Source organism: Paludibacterium purpuratum, from assembly GCF_004363805.1.
GTDB lineage: Bacteria > Pseudomonadota > Gammaproteobacteria > Burkholderiales > Chromobacteriaceae > Paludibacterium > Paludibacterium purpuratum.
In genome coordinates, this window is sequence record NZ_SNZP01000004.1 from 91347 (window position 1) to 113477 (window position 22131).

General features: G+C 62.2%; 31 protein-coding genes. 25 read left to right on the top strand and 6 right to left on the bottom strand.

Annotated elements, in window-relative coordinates:
• Positions 1-13: 13 nt before the first annotated feature.
• From DFP86_RS19725 to DFP86_RS19735, 3 genes are all read right to left on the bottom strand, one after another.
• The gene (locus DFP86_RS19725; protein ID WP_133679090.1) at positions 14-823 is read right to left on the bottom strand and encodes a calcium-binding protein; all 810 of its coding nucleotides are present in this window, start codon (positions 821-823) and stop codon (positions 14-16) included.
• Between the two features lie 195 nt (positions 824-1018).
• Positions 1019-1618, bottom strand: coding sequence for a calcium-binding protein (locus DFP86_RS19730; protein WP_133679092.1), 600 nt, complete (start codon positions 1616-1618; stop codon positions 1019-1021).
• Between the two features lie 174 nt (positions 1619-1792).
• On the bottom strand, positions 1793-2428 hold the full coding sequence (locus tag DFP86_RS19735) for a calcium-binding protein (RefSeq protein WP_424991622.1): 636 nt from the start codon (positions 2426-2428) through the stop codon (positions 1793-1795).
• Between the two features lie 254 nt (positions 2429-2682).
• Between DFP86_RS19735 and coxB the strand changes: the two genes are divergently transcribed.
• The 5 genes from coxB to DFP86_RS05835 are packed head-to-tail and all read left to right on the top strand — an operon-like array spanning position 2683 to position 7032.
• Positions 2683-3801 carry a cytochrome c oxidase subunit II gene (gene coxB, locus DFP86_RS05815; protein ID WP_133679096.1) on the top strand — a complete coding sequence of 373 codons (1119 nt, stop codon included), beginning with the start codon at positions 2683-2685 and terminating at the stop codon, positions 3799-3801.
• Positions 3802-3825: 24 nt separating this feature from the next.
• A complete protein-coding gene (ctaD, locus tag DFP86_RS05820; RefSeq protein ID WP_133679098.1) occupies positions 3826-5454 on the top strand; it encodes a cytochrome c oxidase subunit I in 1629 nt (542 codons plus the stop codon).
• 4 nt (positions 5455-5458) lie between these two features.
• Positions 5459-5977: a cytochrome c oxidase assembly protein gene (locus DFP86_RS05825; protein WP_133679100.1), complete on the top strand. Its 519-nt coding sequence runs from the start codon at positions 5459-5461 to the stop codon at positions 5975-5977.
• A gap of 2 nt (positions 5978-5979) precedes the next feature.
• Entirely contained in the window at positions 5980-6156 is a 177-nt protein-coding gene (locus tag DFP86_RS05830; protein WP_133679102.1) for a DUF2970 domain-containing protein, read from the top strand.
• 15 nt (positions 6157-6171) lie between these two features.
• Positions 6172-7032 carry a cytochrome c oxidase subunit 3 gene (locus DFP86_RS05835; protein ID WP_133679104.1) on the top strand — a complete coding sequence of 287 codons (861 nt, stop codon included), beginning with the start codon at positions 6172-6174 and terminating at the stop codon, positions 7030-7032.
• Here the strand turns inward: DFP86_RS05835 and DFP86_RS05840 are convergent.
• Positions 7029-7226 carry a DUF2909 domain-containing protein gene (locus tag DFP86_RS05840; protein ID WP_133679107.1) on the bottom strand — a complete coding sequence of 66 codons (198 nt, stop codon included), beginning with the start codon at positions 7224-7226 and terminating at the stop codon, positions 7029-7031. The genes DFP86_RS05835 and DFP86_RS05840 overlap by 4 nt on opposite strands.
• Before the next feature lie 16 nt (positions 7227-7242).
• Here DFP86_RS05840 and DFP86_RS05845 point away from each other — a divergent pair, with 16 nt between their 5' ends.
• The 20 genes from DFP86_RS05845 to DFP86_RS05940 all read left to right on the top strand — a co-directional run bounded on the left by DFP86_RS05845 (position 7243) and on the right by DFP86_RS05940 (position 20649).
• Positions 7243-7908 (top strand): SURF1 family protein, encoded by a 666-nt coding sequence (locus DFP86_RS05845; protein WP_243729316.1) that lies wholly within the window; start codon positions 7243-7245, stop codon positions 7906-7908.
• A gap of 23 nt (positions 7909-7931) precedes the next feature.
• Entirely contained in the window at positions 7932-8408 is a 477-nt protein-coding gene (locus DFP86_RS05850) for a hypothetical protein (protein ID WP_133679111.1), read from the top strand.
• Positions 8409-8422: 14 nt separating this feature from the next.
• Positions 8423-9379, top strand: a complete 957-nt coding sequence (locus DFP86_RS05855) for a COX15/CtaA family protein (RefSeq protein WP_133679113.1) — start codon at positions 8423-8425, stop codon at positions 9377-9379.
• A complete protein-coding gene (locus tag DFP86_RS05860; RefSeq protein WP_133679115.1) occupies positions 9376-10272 on the top strand; it encodes a heme o synthase in 897 nt (298 codons plus the stop codon). The genes DFP86_RS05855 and DFP86_RS05860 overlap by 4 nt, the downstream gene beginning before the upstream one ends.
• Before the next feature lie 13 nt (positions 10273-10285).
• Positions 10286-10873, top strand: coding sequence for an SCO family protein (locus DFP86_RS05865; RefSeq protein ID WP_133679117.1), 588 nt, complete (start codon positions 10286-10288; stop codon positions 10871-10873).
• Between the two features lie 44 nt (positions 10874-10917).
• The gene (locus DFP86_RS05870) at positions 10918-11679 is read left to right on the top strand and encodes a flagellar brake protein (RefSeq protein ID WP_243729317.1); all 762 of its coding nucleotides are present in this window, start codon (positions 10918-10920) and stop codon (positions 11677-11679) included.
• A gap of 146 nt (positions 11680-11825) precedes the next feature.
• Positions 11826-12476, top strand: coding sequence for an ATP phosphoribosyltransferase (gene hisG / locus DFP86_RS05875; RefSeq protein WP_133679121.1), 651 nt, complete (start codon positions 11826-11828; stop codon positions 12474-12476).
• 5 nt (positions 12477-12481) lie between these two features.
• Positions 12482-13801, top strand: a complete 1320-nt coding sequence (gene hisD, locus DFP86_RS05880) for a histidinol dehydrogenase (protein WP_133679123.1) — start codon at positions 12482-12484, stop codon at positions 13799-13801.
• 42 nt (positions 13802-13843) lie between these two features.
• Positions 13844-14914: a histidinol-phosphate transaminase gene (gene hisC, locus DFP86_RS05885; RefSeq protein ID WP_133679125.1), complete on the top strand. Its 1071-nt coding sequence runs from the start codon at positions 13844-13846 to the stop codon at positions 14912-14914.
• Positions 14915-14917: 3 nt separating this feature from the next.
• Positions 14918-15511, top strand: coding sequence for an imidazoleglycerol-phosphate dehydratase HisB (hisB, locus tag DFP86_RS05890; protein ID WP_133679127.1), 594 nt, complete (start codon positions 14918-14920; stop codon positions 15509-15511).
• Positions 15511-16155 (top strand): imidazole glycerol phosphate synthase subunit HisH, encoded by a 645-nt coding sequence (gene hisH / locus DFP86_RS05895; RefSeq protein WP_133679481.1) that lies wholly within the window; start codon positions 15511-15513, stop codon positions 16153-16155. The genes hisB and hisH overlap by 1 nt, the downstream gene beginning before the upstream one ends.
• Before the next feature lie 17 nt (positions 16156-16172).
• Positions 16173-16922, top strand: coding sequence for a 1-(5-phosphoribosyl)-5-[(5-phosphoribosylamino)methylideneamino]imidazole-4-carboxamide isomerase (gene hisA, locus DFP86_RS05900; RefSeq protein ID WP_133679129.1), 750 nt, complete (start codon positions 16173-16175; stop codon positions 16920-16922).
• Position 16923: 1 nt separating this feature from the next.
• Positions 16924-17691, top strand: coding sequence for an imidazole glycerol phosphate synthase subunit HisF (gene hisF / locus DFP86_RS05905; RefSeq protein WP_133679131.1), 768 nt, complete (start codon positions 16924-16926; stop codon positions 17689-17691).
• 12 nt (positions 17692-17703) lie between these two features.
• The gene (hisI, locus tag DFP86_RS05910; RefSeq protein WP_133679483.1) at positions 17704-18090 is read left to right on the top strand and encodes a phosphoribosyl-AMP cyclohydrolase; all 387 of its coding nucleotides are present in this window, start codon (positions 17704-17706) and stop codon (positions 18088-18090) included.
• 80 nt (positions 18091-18170) lie between these two features.
• On the top strand, positions 18171-18500 hold the full coding sequence (locus DFP86_RS05915) for a phosphoribosyl-ATP diphosphatase (RefSeq protein WP_133679133.1): 330 nt from the start codon (positions 18171-18173) through the stop codon (positions 18498-18500).
• A 32-nt stretch (positions 18501-18532) separates the two neighbouring features.
• Entirely contained in the window at positions 18533-18865 is a 333-nt protein-coding gene (locus tag DFP86_RS05920) for a histidine triad nucleotide-binding protein (RefSeq protein ID WP_133679135.1), read from the top strand.
• A gap of 1 nt (position 18866) precedes the next feature.
• Positions 18867-19076, top strand: coding sequence for a Sec-independent protein translocase subunit TatA (gene tatA / locus DFP86_RS05925; RefSeq protein WP_133679137.1), 210 nt, complete (start codon positions 18867-18869; stop codon positions 19074-19076).
• 15 nt (positions 19077-19091) lie between these two features.
• Complete coding sequence (gene tatB / locus DFP86_RS05930) at positions 19092-19586, top strand: Sec-independent protein translocase protein TatB (protein WP_133679139.1); 495 nt, start codon at positions 19092-19094, stop codon at positions 19584-19586.
• Positions 19583-20311, top strand: a complete 729-nt coding sequence (gene tatC / locus DFP86_RS05935) for a twin-arginine translocase subunit TatC (RefSeq protein ID WP_133679141.1) — start codon at positions 19583-19585, stop codon at positions 20309-20311. The genes tatB and tatC overlap by 4 nt, the downstream gene beginning before the upstream one ends.
• On the top strand, positions 20311-20649 hold the full coding sequence (locus DFP86_RS05940) for a DUF2069 domain-containing protein (protein ID WP_133679143.1): 339 nt from the start codon (positions 20311-20313) through the stop codon (positions 20647-20649). Before tatC ends, DFP86_RS05940 begins: the two co-directional genes overlap by 1 nt.
• Here the strand turns inward: DFP86_RS05940 and DFP86_RS05945 are convergent.
• Positions 20646-21146 (bottom strand): hypothetical protein, encoded by a 501-nt coding sequence (locus tag DFP86_RS05945; RefSeq protein ID WP_133679145.1) that lies wholly within the window; start codon positions 21144-21146, stop codon positions 20646-20648. The genes DFP86_RS05940 and DFP86_RS05945 overlap by 4 nt on opposite strands.
• 64 nt (positions 21147-21210) lie before the next feature.
• The gene (locus DFP86_RS05950; protein WP_133679147.1) at positions 21211-22023 is read right to left on the bottom strand and encodes a TatD family hydrolase; all 813 of its coding nucleotides are present in this window, start codon (positions 22021-22023) and stop codon (positions 21211-21213) included.
• Positions 22024-22131 lie beyond the last annotated feature (108 nt).

Consider the following 22131-nt stretch of genomic DNA (forward strand, 5'->3'; position numbering starts at 1 on the left):
AAGCGCACTCGGGCTAATATTGGAGTTGGATCGTGCCCTCATCGAGCAGCCGGCGCAGCCCCTCGGCCTCGGATTGGTAGGCCAGCAGATCGGTGTTCTCGAGCAGGATGGTTTGCATCGTTTCGCCGGCGTGGTTGCGAATGCGCAGCAGCGAATGTGTGCCGTCGAATGACAGCGATAGCTGGCTCCGATCGACGCCATGCAATTGCAAGGTGTCCTCTTCGCGATGGAAGTCCGTCACGCGGTCGATGCCGCCCAGATCCTGTGCCAGCCAGAGGAAGGTGTCGCGGCCGCTGCCGCCAGTGAGAAGGTCGTCGCCGGTGCCGCCGCGCAGCACGTCGTTGCCGGCGCCACCATTGAGCTGGTCGTTGCCATCGTCGTCATCGACGATGGAAGAGGTGCCTTGTTCGTCGAACGAGTAACCGCCGCACAAGATGTCGTTGCCATCGCCGCCGTCCAGGATGTCGTCGTCCTTGCCGCCCAAGAGTAGGTCGTCGCCGTCGCCGCCTTGGAGGGTGTCGTCGTCGATGCCGCCAGCCAGTAAATCATTGCCCTTGTTGCCGAGCAGCCAGTCTTTACCGCCCCCGCCATAGCATTCGTCGTCGCCGTCGCCCCCTTCTATGGTGTCGTCGCCATCTTGACCGATGATCCAGTCATTGCCGGCAAAGCCGAAAATATCGTCGTTGCCCTTGCCGGCCAAAATCCGGTCGTCGCCATCGCTGCCGTAGATGATGTCGTCGCCTTCGGTACCAAGCAGCACGACGTGCTTGTCGAGCGCGTTGAGTCGTCGTGTATGACGACTGGTCGATAGATGTGTGCTCATCGAGAACTCCTGTCAGTGAAGAGAGATAGAGAAGCATCTAGAGCGCTGACGAAAGCATGTCAGCGTTAACAAGTTGAGTTCGGAGAGTCCTGACAGTTTCCCGAAAGACTGTGTTATTTACATAGGAAAATGGCGCAAGTGCCGATGGGATGTGCCGGCCCGCACGATCGTGGCTGGCGTGCGGGCGGCGACGTTTTACGCCACGTCCAGCGCGCCCTGCATGATCAGCCGGTCTAGCGCTACGGCTTCGGATTGGCCGGCCAGTAGATCGACGTGCTCGATCTGGATGATTTGCATCGTTTCGCCGGCCGGGTTGCGAATGCGCAGCAGCGAGTGCGTGCCGTCGAATGACAGCGAGAGCTGCTCCTTATCGATGCGATGCAATAGCAAGGTGTCCTCTTCGTGATTGAAGTCCGTGATGCGGTCTATGCCGCCCAGATCGTCTTTGCCCCATACGAAGATGTCGCGACCGTTGCCGCCGGTGAGCTCGTCGTCGCCAGTGCCGCCAAAGAGGGTATCGTCGCCGTCGCCGCCCAGGAGGGTATCGTTGCCGGCTCCTCCGTAGAGGGTATCGTTGCCTTCGTCGCCGTCGAGGGTATCGTTGCCGGTACCGCCGTAGAGGGTGTCATCGCCCCACAAACCAAAGAGATAGTCGTCGCCGCCGACGCCGAAAAGCCAATCGGCGCGTTGAGTGCCATATAAGTGATCCGAGCCTGGTGTGCCGATTTGGTGGCTTTGCCTGAAGGCGGTGGTGGCCATCTCCAGTTGCGGCGGATTGAGCGTAGATGTTGTCATGGTGTGCGTCCTTCGCGAAGGTTGTCGGGTGGATTACCGAGTGTTGCTTAGGATTGAGCACGGCAAGATCTGACAGTTTCCCGAAAAACTGTGTGATTTACATAGGAAAATGGCTCAAGTGCCGATGGGATGTGCCTGCCCGCACGATCGTGCTGGTGTGCGGGCGGTTAGGTTTTACACGTCCAGCGCGCCCTGCATGATCAGCCGGCGCAACGCTTCCGCCTCGGACTGGCCATCCAGGAGATCGACGTGCTCGATCACGATGCTTTGCACGGCTTCGCCCGATGGCGCGAGGATGGCCAAGGTCGTGTGCCTGCCGTCAAAAGACAAGGACAGTTGCTTGGCGCACTTGATGCCCTGCAGCGCCAGTTTGTCCTCGCCTGGTCGGAAGTCCGTGATGTGGTCGGTGCCACCCCATTCGTCTACTCGCCAGGCAAAAATGTCGCATCCCGCGCCGCCGGTCAGCGTATCGGCGCCCCGCCCCCCTCGCAGCAAGTCGTTGCCGGCGCCGCCAGAGAGCACATCGTTGCCGTCTTCGCCGAACAGCTGGTCGTCGCCATTCCGGCCGAAAAGCCGGTCATTGCCGTCGCCGCCGTATAACTCGTCGTTGCGCTTTCCGCCGATCAGCGTGTCGTTGCCGCCCATGCCGAATAGCAGGGTATCGATCGGTTTGAAGGCATCGGCGTGGTACGGCGTGGAGATGTGGGCGGCGTAGACCAGGTCGTCCTTGGACGAACCGACGAAAACATCGGGCCCAAGTATCGGGCCTGGGGGGTAACCTGGTTTGGTACGGTTGGTGACTAATGTCATCGTCATCTCCTTGATGTCGAGAAATAAAATGCCGGCGTGTCGTGTCCTACATGCGCTATGAGTGCGCAGATTTATCCAGGTTTCGATGTCTGTCTGACGTTCAACGAAAAGCGTGATATCTGTCGCGGAGAGGGGGTATTGCGCCTGTCCGCTTTTGCGCTGCATCAAGGCGGCTTCTTGTTTTTCTTGACTTGCTTTCTAAAATTCGAATCTACCGGGTTCCGGATTCTTGTCTTTGGCAAGGGGGAAAAACGATGGCTCGTGCGCGCATGATGCCGCTATTGCTGTGCTGTTCGGTCGCCGCGCGTGCCGAACAACTCAACTTGCAAGCGCCGGTCACGCCGATGGCCGCGCAGGAATACGAGCTGCACACCCTCTTGCTGATCATTACCGGGCTGATTTTCGTCGGTGTGCTGGCGGTGATGCTGTACGCCATCGTTCGACACCGTAAAGCGGCCGGCCACACCGCGCGGCAGTTCCACGAGAACACCACGGTCGAGATTCTCTGGACGCTGATTCCCTTCCTGATCCTGGTGGCGATCGCACTACCGGCGACACGCTCGGTTTTGGCGCAAAAACGCGTGGCGAATGAAGACATGACGATCAAGGTCACCGGTTTTCAATGGAAATGGCGTTACGACTACCTCGATCAAGGCTTTGGCTTCATGAGCCATTTAGCGACGCCGCGCGATGACCCGGCGGCGACGCAGCGCCCGGAATATCTACTGGAAGTCGACCAGCCGCTGGTGGTGCCGACCGGCAAAAAGGTCAGGTTGCTGTTGACCGCCAACGACGTGATCCATTCTTGGTATGTACCGCAGCTCGGGGTCAAGCAGGATGCTATTCCGGGCTATTACCGCGATACCTGGTTCCAGGTGGATCGCCCCGGCACCTACCGCGGCCAGTGCACCGAGCTGTGCGGCAAGGATCACGGTTTCATGCCTATCGTGGTGGAGGCCAAGACGCCCGCCGAATACGACCAGTGGGTGGCGGCACAGAAGAAGGCGGCGTTGGCCACGGCCGACGACCCGAATAAAGTCTGGACGCTGGAGGACCTCAAGGCGCGTGGCCAGCAGGTTTACAGCCAGAATTGCGTGCCCTGCCACCAGGCCAACGGCCGCGGTATTCCCGGCACCTTCCCCGCGCTCGATGGTTCGACGATCGTCACCAAGGATCGGGCGGCACACATCGACATCGTGCTCAACGGCAGCAAGCGCAATACCGCCATGCCTGCCTGGGGCAAGCAGTTGTCCGATACCGAAATCGCCGCGGTGATCAGCTATGAGCGCAATGCGTGGGGCAATCACACCGGCGAATCGGTACAGCCTTCGGCAATCCGCGCGGCACGTGCCGGCGCGGCGGCCAAGAGCTGATTTATGGAGCCTTAGGAGCGAAAGATGGCTATCGATGCGATTCACGATCCCGACGCCCTGCATCACGGTCCGCCGCGCGGACTGACGCGTTGGCTTACCGCGACCAATCATAAGGACATCGGTACGCTCTACCTGTGGTTTTCCTTATGCATGTTCTTTACCGGCGGCGTGATGGCGCTGTGCATCCGTGCCGAGTTGTTCCGGCCCGGACTCAAGTTGTTCCATCCGGAGGTGTTCAATCAACTGTCCACGTCGCATGGGCTGATCATGGTATTCGGCGCCATCATGCCGGCCTTCACCGGGATGGCCAACTGGATGCTGCCCTTGTTGATCGGTGCGCCTGACATGGCGTTCGCCCGTATGAACAACTGGAGCTTCTGGCTGCTGCCGCCGGCGGCGGCGCTCTTGCTGTTGGCATTCTTTGTGCCCGGCGGTGCGGCTGCGGCCGGTTGGACGCTGTACGCGCCGCTCTCGACGCAGCTCGGGATGGGCATGGATCTGACGATTTTCGCCATCCATCTCATGGGCATCAGCTCGATCATGGGGTCGATCAACATCATCGTCACGGTGCTCAACCTGCGCGCGCCGGGCATGACGTTGATGAAAATGCCGATGTTCGCCTGGACCTCGCTGGTGACGGCCTTCCTGATCATCGCCGTGATGCCGGTGTTGGCCGGCGCGGTCACCATGATTTTGACCGACCGCCATTTCGGCACGCATTTCTTCAACGCAGCCGGCGGCGGCGACCCGATCCTATACCAACATGTGTTCTGGTTCTTCGGCCACCCCGAGGTCTACATCATGGCGTTGCCGGCTTTCGGGATCGTCAGCCAGGTGATCCCGAGCTTCAGCCGTAAGCCGCTGTTCGGCTACACCTCGATGGTGTACGCCACGGCCTCCATCGGCGTGCTGTCCTTCATGGTCTGGGCGCACCACATGTTCGTCACCGGCCTGCCGGCCACGGTGCAGTTATTCTTCATGTACGCCACCATGCTGATCGCCGTGCCGACCGGCGTGAAGGTGTTCAACTGGATCGCCACGATGTGGCAAGGCGCGATGACCTTCGAGACGCCGATGCTGTTCGCGGTCGGCTTCATCTTGCTGTTCACCATCGGCGGATTGTCCGGCGTGACGTTGTCGGTGGCGGCGCTGGATATCCAATTGCACGGCACCTATTACGTGGTGGCGCACTTCCACTATGTGCTGGTGGCCGGCGCGCTGTTCTCGCTGTTCGCGGCGATCTACTACTGGTTTCCCAAGATGACCGGCAGGATGTACGACGAACGCCTGGGCAAGATTCACTTCTGGTGGTCGATGATCTGGTTCAACGTCACCTTCTTCCCGATGCATTTCCTGGGGTTGGCCGGCATGCCGCGCCGCATCCCCGACTATGCGTTGCAATTCACCACTTTCAACAGTGTCGCCACGGTGGGCGCGTTCTGCTTCGGGCTCGGACAGCTGCTGTTTCTCTACAACCTGTTCAAGAGCTTGCGTCATGGCGAGCCGGCCGCCCAACTGCCGTGGGAAGGCGCCAATACCTTGGAGTGGCGGATCCCCACGCCGGCTCCCTACCACTCGTTCGTCGAAGCGCCCGAACTCGAAGTGATCGAGAACGGGGTGGTGGTGAAGATGCAGGGCGGGCGTCACGAGTAGCGCCATGGATGCCGCGCAACGGATCGCCAACCGCCGGCTGTCGATCAAGCTCACGCTGGTCGCACTGGCGATGTTCGGCTTTGCCTGGGCGCTGATTCCACTGTACCGAGTGGTGTGCGAGCTGACGGGCATCAGCGATATGAAGCGCGACGCCGGCCTGGCGGCAGAGGCCGTGCTGCCGGTCAGCATGCGGTTCGATGCCACGGTACAGCCCGGCCTGCCATGGCAGATCGTGCCGATGACCGGCTCGCTTGCGGTGCGTCCCGGGCAGTTCGTGACGGTGATGTACGCCATCACCAATGCAAGCCGACGCCAGGTGGTCGGCCAGGCTGTGCCGCGTTACCTGCCGGCCGCGGCCGCCGGCTACATCAAGAAGATCGACTGTTTCTGCTTTCGCCGGCAGACATTCGCGCCGGGCGAGACGCGGCGCTTGCCGGTGGTGTTCGTGATCGATCGGTCGATTCCGCCGGAGATTCGCTCGATTACGCTGGCCTACAGCCTGTTCGATGTCGGAGGAGGCTAGCGATGCCGATGTGGCGGGCGCTGGGTGCGGTACTGAGTGCGTTTGCCGGCATCCGTAAGGGCCGGGCTGCGGCGCACGACATCAGGTTGCATTGGTGGCAGGTGGGGCTGGCGGTATTGCTGGCGCTCGCCGGGCTGATTGGCGGCTTGTTGTTGCTGGTGTCCTGGGTGACCTCGTGACTGGGAGGAACTGTCATGGAAGTGCATGCTGAATCGCAAACGCATTATTTTGTTCCGCCGCCTTCCTACTGGCCGCTATTGGGCGCGGTGGCGCTGTTCTGCATCGCCCTGGGGGCCGCGCTGACCGTCAATGCGCTCGCGGCCGGGCCCTGGGCTTTGGGCGTGGGCGCCTTGTTGTTGGTCTGGATGCTGTTCGGCTGGTTCGGCGATGTGATTCGCGAGAATCTGCTCGGACGCTACCAGGGCCGCGAGGATCTCTCCTTCCGCTGGGGTATGGGCTGGTTCATCTTCTCCGAAGTGATGTTTTTCGGCGCGTTCTTCGGCGCGCTGTTCTATGTGCGGGTGATTGCGCTGCCGACGCTGGGCGATTTCGAGCACAAGAGCCTGTATCCGGATTTCGTCCCCGCTTGGCCGCTGTCGACCGGGCCGGGCATCACGCAGGTCTACCAGGCGATGGAAGCCTGGGGGCTGCCGGCCATCAATACGCTGATCCTGTTGTCCTCCGCCGTGGCGGTGACCTGGGCGCACTGGGCGATGGTGCTGGGCCGCCGCACACAATTGATACTCGGCTTGGCGCTGACGGTATTGCTGGGCTGGCTGTTTCTGGCGCTGCAGGCGAGCGAGTACCGTCATGCCATCGACAGCATGCACCTCACCCTGTCTGCCGGCGCCTACGGTATGACTTTCTTCATGTTGACCGGCTTTCACGGGCTGCACGTCCTGCTGGGCACCATCATCCTGGCGGTCGTGTGGTTGCGCGTGGTTCGCGGGCACTTCGACCAACGTCATCACTTCGCTTTCGAAGCGGCCTCGTGGTACTGGCACTTCGTCGACGTGGTGTGGCTGTTCTTGTTTGTGTTCGTGTATTGGCTCTAGAGATGATGCGGACGCCACCAACCGCATAAGGCGCCGAGGATCAGCAACATGAATAGCCCGATGGAAAGGCCGATGCGCAGTGTGAGCGAACGCACCAGCCGGGTATCGGCCGGCCCGCCGCGCAACAGGGCGACGCCTCCCCAGGCGAGGGACAGAACGATGCCGACCAGCAAGACAATCAGTAGCAGTTTCACGGTCCGTCTCCCGAGAGTGGCTTGGTATTTTTACTCTAGTACGCTCTGGGCGCTACTGCTCGCCGCAGGGCTGACCTTTGGCCTGGCCCTGTGGCAGTGGCAGAGAGGTGCGGATAAGGCCCGGCTGATCGCGCGTTTCGCCGCGCATGCCGACCGTGTGCAGAGGCTACCGGCTGTGCTCGGCGCCGACCCGGATATGCGCCGGGTGCGGCTCAGCGGCCAGCCGTTGGGCGCGGCATTACTGCTGGAAAACTCGCTACTCGACGATGGCCGCCCCGGGGTGCGCGTATTGCAGCCGTACCGGTTGGCCGATGGCCGTGCCGTTCTGGCGGATCGCGGCTGGTTGGCCGATGGCGGCGCGACGCCCGGCGCGCCGGTGTTGTCGGGTGCCGACGGGCGCTGGATGCCGGCGCCGAGGCGTTTCACGCTGCCCGGTGCGCTGGTGGCGGCGGTGGGACGGGTCGATGCCATCGACTGGCCGGGGCTGCGCAGCCGGCTAGGCCTGCCGCTCTATGCCGGGGTGGTGGTGCTGGGCCAAGCGCCGGCGCCGCTCGTGCCTTGGCCGGCTCGACCCGATGTCGATCCGGCGCGTCACGATGCCTACGCATTGCAATGGTTGTTGCTCAGCCTGGGCTTGTTGGCGGCGGCCGTGCGCCATGTGCGCCGACGGAGGCCAGCGTGACCGGCCGGACGCGGGGGCGGCGCATGCTGTTGACCATGGCGGGTCTCTGTTTGTTACCGGTGTTGGCGGCCTGGGGCGTGTTTCGATTGAGCCCGACTTTCGAGCGGCACAGTTACGGGCAGCTGTTGCCGACCGGCGCCTTTGCCGCTGCGACGTTGCCGGGCTGGCCATTGGGAAGCTGGAGCTTGGTGAGTATCGAGCCGGGAGCTTGCGATGCCGCGTGTGCCGAGCGGCGATTTCTGCTGCGTCAGATCCGACTGGCACAGGGGGAAGCCGCGACGCGAATGGTGGCCGTGCGGTTGATTGGCCGGGCCGACGAGGCGGTGCCGCAAGACGGTAGGGCGCTGGTGGCGCCGGCGCTGGCTCGGCAATTGGCCCGGCGCGGTTTTTTTCTGGTCGATCCGCGCGGCAATCAGGTGCTGTTTTACCCGGATGGCAGCGATCCGTTGCGCGTTATCGATGAAATCAATCGAGTCATGCGAGTCAATAACGCTTTGTGATCGGGGAGGGCGGGATGAAACTGGTCTGGATGGCGTGGTTGCTGGCTTGCCTGGTGGTGCCGCTCGGCGCCTATGTCCGGCTATCGCAGGCCGGGCTCGGCTGTCCCGACTGGCCGGGGTGCTACGGCCAGCTCAGTCCGCATCATGCCGCGACGCAGATTGCGCGCGCCGAAGCCGCCGATCCGGCAGGGCCGGTGTCTCCCGGCAAGGCCTGGCGCGAAATGATCCACCGCTATCTGGCATCCGGGTTGGGGGCGTTGATTCTCATCATGTCGGCGAACAACGCGCGGCAGGGCGAACTACGTCGCGCCAGCCGCCTTTTGTTGGCCGCCGTGGTATTGCAGGGCCTGCTCGGCATGTGGACCGTGACGCAATTGCTCAAGCCGGTGGTGGTGTCGGCGCACTTGGTTCTGGGCATGGCCTTGGCGGCCGGTTTGGCCTCGTTGGTTTGGCGTGCGCGGCTACCGGTGCTGCGCGTGGCGCAGTCGCTTAGGGGGCTGGGGGTGTTGCTGGTGGCGTTGCTGCTGGTGCAGGTCGTGTTGGGTGGCTGGGTGTCGGCCAGTCATGCCGCCTTGGCTTGCCAGGGCTTCCCTGCCTGCAACGGCGCTTGGTGGCCGCCGCTACGCTTCGATTTGGCGCTGAGGTTGATGGGGGCGCCGGCGGCAACGGCCGGCGACATCGACCCGCAGGGTCTGGCCTTGATCACCATCCACTGGTTGCACCGTCTGGGCGCGCTCCTGGTGTCGCTGACCGTGCTGGCGCTGTTGTGGCGCGGTAGGCGGCTACCGGCGTTGCGGCCGGCGCTCTCGATGCTGGCGCTGGCGTGGGCGGTGCAGGTTGGATTGGGCGTCCTGAACGTGCTGCTGCGGTTGCCGCTGCCGTTGGCGGTAGCGCATAACCTTGGCGCCCTGGCGCTGTTGACGGTGGCCGTGGTGCTGCTGACCCATCTGTCCTCGGAGGCGGCGGCATGAACGCGCTGACCCATGCCCAGGCCGCTACGCATGCGCGCGCGCTATGGCAGCTATGCAAGCCGCGCGTGTTGTTGCTGATTCTGTTTTGCGCTGTGATCGGTATGTTGTTGGCAAGCCCGGGGTGGCCGGATTTGGCGCGGGTGTTGCCGGCAACCGTCGGCATCGCCATGGTGGCGGCCGCGGCGGCCATGATGAATTGCCTGGTCGAACGCTCGGTCGACGCGCGCATGCGCCGCACCGCGCACCGGGCCACGGCGCGTGGCGAGGTCGGGGTGCCGGAAACCGTGCTGGCCGCCCTGTCGCTCGGCTCGGTCGGCATGGTGGTGCTGTTGCTGTGGGTCAATGCGTTGACCGCGTGGCTGACCTTGGCCACCTTTGTCGGTTATGCGGTGGTGTATACGCTGTTACTCAAGCCCGCCACGCCGCAGAACATCGTGATCGGCGGCGCCAGCGGCGCCATGCCGCCCGTGCTGGGCTGGGTGGCGGTGACGCAGCACCTCGATCCGATGGCGTTGGCGCTGTTCTTGATCATCTATGCTTGGACGCCGCCGCATTTCTGGGCGCTGGCCTTGTACCGGCGCGACGACTATGCCCGCGCCGGACTGCCCATGCTGCCGGTCACGCACGGCGAGCGCTTCACCACGCTGTCGATCTTGCTGTATTCGCTGCTGCTGGCCGGGTTGACGCTGTTGCCCGTGGCGCTGGGTGGGAGCGGACTCGTTTATCTGCTGTGCGTTATGGCACTGAATGCGCGCTTTGTTTTTATTGCTGTGGCATTGCATCGCCAGTATGCTGACGGCCTGGCGCGCCGCTTGTTCGCCTGGTCGATCTGGTATCTGACCGCGTTGTTTGCGGCGCTTCTGTTGGATCATTACTGGTTCATAGGGCCCTGAAGGCTGTTCAACGATGCGCGTTTTTCGTCGAATACTGCTGTTGGCGCTGTTATTGGCGCTGACGGCCTGTCAACGTGTCGATCTGCTCAAGCTCGACTTCAAAGGCACCGACCTGACCGGCACAGAGGTCGGCGGCGACTTTACCCTGACCGACCAGACCGGCAAGCCGCGGCAATTGTCCGACTTCAGGGGCAAGGTGGTGGCGCTGTTCTTCGGCTACACACATTGCCCGGATGTCTGTCCGACAACACTGTTAGAATATGCCAACATTTATAAGAAGCTCGAGCCGGATAGTCAAAATCTACAGGTGATCTTCGTGTCGGTCGATCCAGAGCGGGATACGCAGACAGTCCTGGCCGGCTACGTGCCGCATTTCAATCCGACCTTCGTCGGATTGACCGGGAGCCCGAGCGAGGTTGCCGCTGTCATGAAAGCCTACAAGGTGGTGGCGCAGAAAGTGCCGACGCCGGGAGGCGGGTATTCGGTGGATCACAGCGCCGGCTCCTATCTGCTGGATAGCGCGGGTCGCGTACGCGTCTACGAACCGTATAACACGCCTGTCGCCGACGTGGTGCATGATATTCGCCAACTGTTACGCTAGAATCGTCATATAGCCGTATCCAATATTTATTGAAAGTTTGCATTGTGAGTCAAGAAAACCAATCCAGCGCGCTAGGTGCCAGCCAGACGCTCGACCTGACCAAGTACACACTTGCCTCGCCGGTTGAGATCGTCCATCACCTGAAAGCGATAGCCAAGAGCGGCTATATGGTTACGGTTTTCTCCAACAAGGGCAAAACGTTCATCCTCACCCGGCTGTTGGAAGTCGATGCCAAGAAACAGAGCATGATCTTCGACTGGGGCAGCGACGAAGCGACCAATCAGCAATTGCTGGCCAGCGAGCGCAATGTCTTCGTCTGTTCGCCCGAGGGCGTCAAGACCCAGTTCATCACCGGCCAAGTCCGTCAAGTCGACTTCGAGGGCAAACCGGCTTTCGAAGTCGATCTTCCGGTGCAGATCATCAAGCTGCAGCGGCGCGAGTTCTTCCGCATCCGAACACCGGTGGGCAATCCGCTACTTTGCACCTTCACCGATTACCCCGGCGCGCCGATCGACTTGGCGGTATTCGACATCAGCCTGGGCGGGCTGGCGTTATGGCTGCCCGATCTGGCCATGGCCGGCTTCGACATCGGCACCCAATACCTGGATTGCCACGTCGATCTCAAGCCCTTCGGCCATCTGCAATGCATGCTCGAAGTACGACACCGTTTGCCCTTGCAAATGCGCAACGGCCAGGATGCGGTGCGCATCGGTTGTACCTTCATCAAGTTGCCGACGCAGATGGAAAATCTGATTCAACGTTACGTTGGTCAGCTCGAGCGCGAGCGTCGCGCCATGATGCGCTGATTCCTTTCTTTTTCGGACGGATGATCATGGCCTGAGCGGGAATTTCCCCCTGAGGGCTTTTCGGTTATCCTGTCATGACTGCCCCATTCACGTGCTTGTTTTCGCAAGCACTTGAATTTGAATTAATCTTTAAAATATCGCCTACCATGACGCTGACCATTGCCCTGTCCAAAGGGCGGATTTTCGAAGAGACCCTGCCGCTGTTGGCGGCCGCCGGCATTACCCCCGCCGAAGACCCCGAATCGTCGCGCAAATTGATCATCGGCACCAATCATCCGGATGTCCGTCTGGTGATCGTGCGCGCGTCCGACGTGCCGACCTATGTGCAATACGGCGCCGCCGACTTGGGTATTGCCGGTCGGGACGTGTTGATAGAACACGGCGGAGCCGGGCTATACCAGCCGCTGGATCTGAATATTGCACGCTGTCGTATGATGGTGGCGGTGCAAAACGGATTTGATTATGACGAAGCGGTGAAACATGGCGCGCGCCTCAAAGTGGCGACCAAATATCCGAAAATCGCACGCGAGCATTTTGCCCGCAAAGGCGTTCACGTCGACATCATCAAGTTGTACGGCTCGATGGAGCTGGCGCCGCTGGTCGGGCTGGCCGACGCCATCGTCGACCTGGTCTCGACCGGCAACACGCTCAAGGCCAATCATTTGTCCGCGGTCGAACACATCCTGGACATCAGTTCGCGGCTGGTGGTGAACCAAGCCGCGCTCAAGCTCAAGTACGCGACGATCCAGCCCGTGCTGGACGCTTTTGCCGCGGCGTCGGCCGACAATCGGGAATGACCAATATGTTGCATCTGGACACCACTCAGGATGACTTCACCGCGCGGCTAGATGCGCTACTGGCTTTCGAAACCGCCCAGGATCCGGCTGTCGACCAAGGCGTGGCCGCCATCTGCGCCGATGTGGCGCGTCGCGGCGACGCCGCCGTGGTCGAATACAGCAATCGCTTCGACCGGCTGTCGGCGCAGTCGATGGCCGACCTGACCCTGGATCGAGATCAACTGTCGGCGGCCTACCACCGGCTGCCGGAAGCACAGCGCCAGGCGCTGGATGCGGCGGCGGCCCGGGTGCGCCGCTACCACGAACATCAGCGCATGCAATCCTGGTCCTATACCGACGAGGATGGCACCTTGCTCGGCCAGCAGGTGACGGCGCTCGACCGCGTCGGCATCTACGTGCCGGGCGGGAAGGCGGCTTATCCGAGTTCGGTGTTGATGAATGCCGTGCCGGCCAAGGTGGCCGGGGTGGGCGAAATCATCATGGTGGTGCCGACGCCGGGCGGCGAGCGCAACGATCTGGTGCTGGCGGCGGCGTACATCGCCGGCGTGAACCGGGTGTTCACCGTGGGCGGCGCCCAGGCGGTGGCGGCCCTGGCCTATGGCACCGAGACCATCCCGCAAGTGGACAAGATCACCGGCCCGGGCAATGCCTGGGTGGCGGCGGCCAAGCGGCGCGTGTTCGGCGTGGTGGGTATCGACATGGTGGCGGGACCGTCCGAGATTCTGGTGATCTGCGATGGCGAAACCGATCCGGACTGGATTGCCATGGATCTGTTCAGCCAGGCCGAGCACGACGAAATCGCCCAGGCGATCCTGCTCTCGCCCTCGCAGGATTTCATTCGGCAAGTGGAAGCCAGCATGGCGCGCCTGATGACGGACATGCCGCGCCGCGACATTATCGAGGCCTCGCTGTCCGGTCGCGGCGCACTGATCAAGGTGCGCGACTTGGCCGAGGCCTGCGAGATCGCCAACCGTATCGCGCCGGAGCACCTGGAACTGTCCGTGAGCGATCCGGACGCCTGGCTGCCGCAATTGCGCCACGCCGGCGCGATCTTTCTCGGCCGCTTCACCTCCGAAAGCCTGGGCGACTACTGCGCCGGGCCGAACCATGTGCTGCCGACCTCGCGTACCGCGCGGTTTGCCAGCCCGCTGGGCGTCTACGACTTCCAGAAGCGCACCAGCCTAATCCGCGTGTCGGCGGCCGGCGCGGCGGCGCTCGGACCGATCGCGTCGACCCTGGCACATGGCGAAGGGCTCACGGCGCATGCGCGCGCAGCCGAAATGCGCATGGCGCCGGCCGACAAAGAATATTTTAATGACATATAATCAGATGCAACAGTCCGACCCCTCGCGGGCAAGAGCCTAGACATGAAACGATCCGCTGCACATTTGATTCGACCTGAAATTCTGGATATGCCGGCCTACCCGGTCGCCGATGCGACCGGCTACATCAAGCTGGATGCCATGGAAAACCCGTTCCGCCTGCCGGCCGCATTGCGCAGCGAACTGGGCCGTCGCTTGTCCGATGTGCTGATCAATCGCTATCCCGATCCGTCCGGCGGCGGCCTCAAGGCGCAGTTGGCGGCATGTTTCGCCATCCCGCCCGAGGCGGAGGTGTTGCTCGGCAATGGCTCCGACGAGATCATCACCCTGATTACCCAGGCGCTGGCTCGTCCCGGCGCCAAGCTGATGGCGTTCGAACCGTCGTTCGTCATGTACCGCCTCAACGCACAATTTTCGCGTGTCGACTACGTCGGCATTCCGCTCAATGCCGACTTCAGCCTGGATCTGCCGCGCGTGTTGGCCGCTATCCGCGAGCACCAGCCGGCGGTCATCTTCATCGCCTACCCGAACAATCCGACCGGCAGTCGCTTCGAGCGTGCCGATGTCGAGGCCATCCTCGACGCGGCAACCGGCCTGGTGGTGGTTGATGAAGCCTATCAGGCTTTTGCAAGCGATAGCTTGATGGATCTGGCTGGCAAGGTCGAACATCTGCTGGTGATGCGCACGCTGTCGAAAATCGGCCTGGCCGGCATCCGGCTCGGCTACGCGGCCTCGACGCCCGCCTGGATCGAAGCGATCAACAAGGTTCGCCCGCCTTATAATGTCAACGTCCTGACTCAGGAGACCGCGCGCTTCGTGCTCGAACACCACGCGGTATTCGACGGTCAGGCGCAGGATCTGTGCCGCGAGCGCGCACGCGTGGCCGAACGGCTGGCGGGCTTTGCCGCACTGACGCAGTTCCCGAGCGAGGCCAACTTCATCACCGTGCGCGTGCCGGACGCGGATGCGTTGCATGCCTTCCTCAAGCAGGCGGGCATCCTGATCAAGAACCTGCACGGCAGTCATCCGCTGCTCGACAATTGTTTGCGCATCACCATCGGTGCGCCCGAGGAAAACGACGCGGTCCTGGCCGCCCTGACCGCTTATTTCGAATAAATCATGCGAACAGCCACCGTTACCCGTAACACCCTGGAAACCCGGATCACCGTCGCCGTCAACCTGGACGGCAGCGGGCAAGCGACACTTCAAACCGGCGTGCCGTTTCTCGACCACATGCTGGATCAGGTCGCCCGTCACGGCTTGATCGACCTCGATATCCGCGCCGAAGGCGACCTGCACATCGATGCCCACCACACCGTCGAGGATATCGGCATCACGCTGGGCCAGGCCTTTGCCCGCGCCATCGGCGACAAGAAGGGCATCCGCCGCTACGGCCACGCCTACGTCCCGCTGGACGAGGCGCTATCGCGCGTGGTGATCGACTTGTCGGGTCGCCCGGGGCTGACCTATCAAGTCGAGTACAGCCGCGCCAACATCGGCCAGTTCGACGTCGACCTGTTTTCCGAGTTTTTCCACGGCTTCGTCAACCATGCGATGGTCACCCTGCACATCGATAACTTGCGCGGCGTCAACGCGCATCACCAGGCTGAGACCATCTTCAAAGCCTTCGGCCGCGCCTTGCGCATGGCGTGCGAGGTCGACGAGCGCATGGCGGGCATCATGCCCTCCACCAAGGGGACCTTGTCGGCATGATCAACGTGGCTGTCATCGACTATGGCATGGGCAATCTGCACTCGGTGGTGAAGTCCATCGAGGCGGTGAACGACGGTCGGGCCAGCATCGTGTTGACCTCCGACCCGGAAGCGGTGCTGAAAGCGGATAAAGTCGTGTTCCCGGGGCAGGGCGCCATGCCGGACTGTATGCGCGAACTCTCCGAGCATGGCCTGGCCGAGGCCGTGATCGAAGCGACGCGCAACAAACCGTTCTTCGGCATCTGCGTCGGCGCGCAACTATTGTTCGATCGCAGCGAAGAGGGCGACACCCCGGGGCTCGGGCTGTTCGCGGGTGTTGTGCGCCGCTTCGCCGACGGCATGTCCGATGCGCACGGCCGCCTCAAAGTACCGCACATGGGCTGGAACCGGGTGTTCCAGACCCGGCCGCACCCGCTGTTCGCCGGCATCGCCGATGGCGAGCGTTTCTATTTTGTCCACAGCTATCATTTCGAGCCGCGCGACGCCTCGCTGACCTTGGCCGAAAGCGAGTATCCGGAACGCTTCTCCTGCATCGTCGGGCGCGACAATATTTTTGCCACGCAGTTTCACACCGAGAAAAGCCATGCGGCCGGTCTTCAGATGATGAAGAACTTCCTGGCCTGGGATGGCACTGTTCAACCCTAACGAAATCATGACTGACCATGTTGCTCATACCCGCAATTGACCTCAAGGATGGCCAGTGTGTCCGCCTCAGGCAGGGCCTGATGGACGAAGCCACGGTATTTTCAGACGATCCGGTCGAAGTTGCCGTCCATTGGCGCGACCAAGGTGCGCGGCGCCTGCATCTGGTGGATCTGAACGGCGCGTTCGCCGGCAAGCCGAAAAATCTGGCGGTGATTCGCGACATCCTGGCCGCGGTCGGCTCGGACATGCCGGTGCAATTGGGTGGTGGCATCCGCGACTTGGATACCATCGAAAAGTACCTGGACATGGGGCTGCAATACGTCATCATCGGCACGGCCGCGGTCAAGACGCCCGGCTTTTTGCACGATGCCTGCGACGCATTCCCCGACCAAGTGATCGTCGGCCTGGACGCCAAGGACGGCATGGTGGCCATCGACGGCTGGGCCAAGGTCACCAACCACCATGTGGTCGAGTTGGCCAAGCGCTTCGAAGATTATGGCGTGGTGTCGGTGATTTATACCGACATCGGTCGCGACGGGATGATGAATGGCGTCAATATCGATGCCACCGTCAAATTGGCCCAGTCGCTGCATGTGCCGGTGATCGCTTCCGGCGGCCTGACCAATCTCGACGACGTGCGGAACCTCGCGGCGGTCGAGCACGAGGGCATCGAAGGCGTGATCACTGGGCGCGCGATCTACGAGGGCAGCTTGCCGTTCGCCGAGGCGCAGACGCTGGCCGACCAGTTGGCCGAGCAGGACGCCTGAGATGGCGCTGGCGAAACGCATCATTCCCTGCCTGGACGTGACCGCCGGACGTGTGGTCAAGGGCGTCAATTTCGTCGGCTTGCGCGATGCCGGCGATCCGGTCGAGATCGCCCGGCGCTACAACGAGCAAGGTGCGGACGAACTGACCTTCCTCGACATCACCGCCAGCTCCGACCAGCGCGACCTGATTTTGCACGTGATCGAGGCCGTTGCGGACGAGGTGTTCATTCCTCTGACCGTCGGTGGCGGCGTGCGCCAAGTGGAAGACATCCGGCGCCTGCTCAACTGCGGCGCCGACAAGGTCAGCATCAATACCTCCGCCGTGACCAACCCGGCATTGGTCGAAGCGGCCGCCGGCCGCTTCGGTTCGCAGTGCATCGTGGTGGCCATCGACGCCAAGGCGGTTACGCCGGAAAACGACCGCTGGGAAGTGTTCACCCATGGCGGGCGCACCGCCACCGGTCTCGATGCCGTCGAGTGGGCGCTGAAGATGCAGCGGCTTGGCGCCGGAGAAATCTTGCTCACCAGCATGGATCGCGACGGCACGCGGGTCGGTTTCAACCTGCCGCTGACTCGCGCGGTGTCCGAGGCGGTTTCGATCCCTGTGATCGCCTCCGGCGGTGTCGGCAATCTGCAGCACTTGGTCGAAGGGGTGTCCGAGGGCCGCGCCGATGCGGTGCTGGCCGCCAGTATTTTCCATTTCGGCGAATACACGGTACGCGATGCAAAGCTGGCCATGCAGGCCGCCGGCATCGAAGTTCGACTATGAGAGATGGCTGCCATGTGGCTCGATGAAGTGAAATGGGACGCGGACGGCCTGGTGCCGGCCATCGCCCAAGACGAAAAGAGCGGGCGCATCCTGATGATGGCCTGGATGGATCGCGAAGCTCTGCGACTGACGGCCGAAACCGGCGTCGCGCATTATTTCAGCCGTTCGCGCCAGCGGCAGTGGAAAAAAGGCGAGGAATCCGGCCACCTGCAGCATGTCAGCGAACTGCGCCTGGATTGCGATGGCGACGTCATCGTGATGGCGATCCGCCAGGAAGGCGGCATTGCCTGCCATACCGGGCGCGAGAGCTGTTTCTACCGCCGCTTCGACAACGGCGACTGGCAGGTCGTCGACCCGGTGCTCAAGGACCCCGCCGACATCTATACCCGCAACACATAAATCCATTGGCGAGTTCGCCACCGACAGCGCTAGAATGGGCGCTGTCGCCCAAAATCGGGCCTCGCCGTTCAAGGAATGCCATGACCAGTTCCGATGTTCTGAAATCCATCGCCGATACGCTCGAAGCGCGACGCGAGGCCAGTTCGCAGACCTCTTATGTGGCTTCGCTGTTCCATAAGGGCGAGGACGCCATTCTGAAAAAAGTGGCGGAAGAGGCGGCCGAAACGCTCATGGCTTCGAAGGACGGCAACAAGCTGCAAATCGTGCGCGAAACCGCCGATCTGTGGTTCCACACCATGGTGTTGCTGGCGTGGCACGGCCTGCGTCCGGAAGACGTGCTGATGGAACTGCACCGCCGCGAAGGGATTTCCGGTCTGGACGAGAAGGCCTCGCGCCCGCCCAAACCCTGATTTGGTTTGCTCAATGCCCTCGGAGAAGGCTGATGACTGATTGCATCTTCTGCAAGATCGCCGCCGGCGAGATTCCGGCCAACAAAGTTTACGAAGACGACGACGTGGTGGCGTTTCACGATATTCGCCCCATCGCGCCGGTGCATTTCATGATCATACCGAAGACGCACGTCGATTCGCTGGCGCATTGCCAGGAAGAACATCGCTCTCTCTTGGGCAAGATCATGCTGCTGGCGCCCAAGCTCGCCGCCGAGCAGGGCCTCGCCGCCGGCTTCAAGACCGGCATCAATACCGGCCGGGGCGGCGGACAAGAGGTGTTCCACCTGCATGTCCACGTTTTCGGTCACAAGTCGCAAGGGAATTGACATGGGTTCGTTGAGTATTTTTCACTGGCTGATCGTTCTGTTGATTGTGGTGCTGGTCTTTGGCACCAAGAAGCTGCCGAATATCGGCAAGGATCTCGGCGGCGCCGTACGCGGCTTCAAGGATGGTTTGAAGAGCGAGTCGGAAAAACAGCCTGCCCAGGATGCCGAAAAGACCAGTCAGCCGGTCGAAGGCGAGTCCGACAAAAAATAAGCGACCGGGGACAACGTGTTCGACATCAGTTTTGGTGAAATCCTGCTGATCTGCGTGGTGGCGCTGGTGGTGCTCGGTCCCGAGCGACTACCGGCGGTGGCGCGCACGCTCGGCGCCCTGGTGGCGCGCGCCCAGCGCTTCGTCGCCAGCGTCAAGGCCGATATCGGCCAACATACCGACTTGGCCAACCTGGCTGCCTTGAAGCAAGAAGTGCAGCAGACGGCCGCGGCTTTCCATTCGCAATTGTCGGCCGACGTCGCCGAGGTGCAGCAGACCATCCACCAGGCCCGGGACGAAACGGTCGGGGCCATCGAAGCCACGGGTACGCCGGTCGAGGCCATCGAGGCGGCCAGTGCGCCGGTTGAGCCGGCCAATGCGCCGCTCGAACCGGGCGTCGAGCAACCGACTCCGCGCGAGACCCCGCCCGTCGTGCCGGTTGTCAATGAAAACCAGTTGGATCTGTTCGCCGACCCTCCTGCCGCTTCCACTTCGCACGAATCTTCTCGATGATCGAACAATCGCTGCTGGCCCACCTGATCGAGTTGCGCACCCGTCTGGTACGCGCCTTGGTCGGTTTTTTCCTGATATTCCTGGGACTGTTTCACTGGTCCGGTACCATCTACCACTTGCTGGCCAGGCCGTTGCTGCAGCATTTGCCTGCCGGCAGCAATATGATCGCCATCGAGGTGACGGCGCCGTTCTTCGTGCCGATGAAAGTCACCATGCTGGTGGCTTTGCTGATTTCCCTGCCCAACACGCTGTACCAGATCTGGGCCTTTGTCGCGCCGGGGCTCTACAGCCACGAGAAACGGTTGATCCTGCCGCTGGTGGTCTCCAGCGTGCTGCTGTTCTGCCTGGGCATGGCCTTCGCCTATTTCCTGGTGTTCCCGCTGGTATTCACTTTCATGGCCGCCGTCACGCCGAGCGGCGTGTCGATGATGACCGACATCGACAAGTACCTGTCGTTCGTGCTGGGGATGTTCGTGTCGTTCGGCGCGGCATTCGAGGTGCCGGTGGTGGTGGTGCTGTTGGTGCGCATCGGCATACTGACGGTGGCCAAGTTACGCGCCGGACGCCCGTATGTGATCGTCGGCGCCTTCGTGGTGGCCGCCATCGTCACCCCGCCTGACGTCCTGTCGCAGACCATGCTGGCCGTGCCGCTGTGGCTGTTGTATGAGGCCGGTATCCTGGCGGCGCTGTTCATGCAACGTCAGCAAGCCCGGAGCGCATCTTGATGCGCCAGGGCTGCCACTGGCTGGCGGCGGCCAGCCTGATCGGCCTGATTTTCCTGTCCCTGGCATGGGAGTTATGGCTGGCGCCGCTGCGGCCGGGTGGCTCGATGTTGGTGTTCAAGGCGGTATTGCTGCTCTGCCCGCTGTTCGGCATCCTGCGCGGGCGCCGCTACACTTTTCAGTGGTCCAGCATGTTCATTCTGTTATTTCTGACCGAGGGCGTGATGCGCGGTTGGGCCGACCGCGGCCTGTCGCAGCGACTGGCCTGGGCGGAAATTCTGCTGTCTTTGCTCTTCTTCGGCGCCGTGATCGGCTATATCCGCAGCCTGCGCACCGCCTAAACCTCATCCAAATCGTCCACCTTGTCCGATAGGTAGGCGCGCAGAGCCCGCCGAACCGACAACAAATGTTGGGCGCCCGGCGGCAAGTCGCTAAGCGTAATCACTTTGTGCGCGATCAGCACATCGATGATGTCTTCGATGATGCGTGCCGTGTTGCGATCGGAGTCCTTCAGCGTCAAGAGCGCCTCGTCCTCGCTGGTTTCCACCGTGTCGATCAGATCGTCCAGCTGTCGGTGCGGCAGATGCCGGTCGCGATCGGTGACCACCGACTTGCCGGCCAGTATCTTGTTGCGAACCAACAGGTCGATCAGGCTGGAAAGCAGCAGACGGTGCGCGTCGTCCGAGGCATTGAGCAGTGCCATGGTCAGCGCCGGGTCGGATGCCTGCAGGAAGTGCAAGACGCGGACGTCGCTCAGCGGGAAGTAGGCGCGGTCTTGGCCCGGTTTGAGGTATAGCGCTTCGACCTCGCCCGTGGGGGTGAATTGAACGAATGGCATCGCAGTCAATTCCGGTGAGATTATTTGTGCATCATATCTTGTAGCATAGCCGATGCAAGCCCCCTCAAGGAGAAACCTGCGCCGGGTGCAAGCGGCCGAGTGAATTTTCATCCAGCCGCAGTGCCTGCAGCGCATTGGCGCGGGTTTGGCGGGCGACCTCCTGGGCGGAGATGTGGCGCAGCTGCGCCAGTTCTTCTGCGAAACGCGACAGATTGGCCGGTTGGTTCGGTGCATCGGTGGCCCAGGCCGGTCGAATGTCGGGTGCATCGGTTTCCAGCACTAGGCTATCGAACGGTAGCTCGGCGGCCAGTCGGCGGATACGTTGCGAGCCGCTGTAGGTCATGGCGCCGCCAAAGCCCAGCTTGAAGCCCAAGTCGATGAACGCGCGCGCTTGCTGTTCGCTGCCATTGAAGGCATGCGCGATACCGCCGACCACCGGAATCTGGCGCAGGTATTTCAGCACGCGATCCTGCGCGCGACGCAGGTGCAGGATGACCGGCAGATCGAAGCGTCGCGCCAGTTTGAGCTGTTCGGCGAACAGCACTTCCTGGCGTGCCATATCGGCTCCCGGCTGCCAGGCGTCAAGACCGATTTCGCCGACGGCGACCGGGCGATCCTGTGCCAGGCGCTCGGCCAATTGCGCGAGATGCTGGTCGAGGTGCTCGCGGTAATACAACGGGTGTAGGCCGAAGGCGATCAGGCAACCATAACGTTGCCGCATGGCGAGCGTATCGGCGAACGACCGGGCGGCTACCGACGGCACGATCACCTGATCGATGCCGGCGTCGAGCGCGGCCAACACGACCCGGTCGCGTATGCCGGAGAATTCGTCGGCATCGAGATGGCAGTGGGTATCGATCAATCGGGACGCGTTCATCTGTTGTATATACGGCATAACACTGGCCGCTGGCACAGTGGCGTGGGAAATTTGCCCATTTTTTACTGTAAGGTGCAATGATTCATGCTACGCTAGGCTCTGTTATAG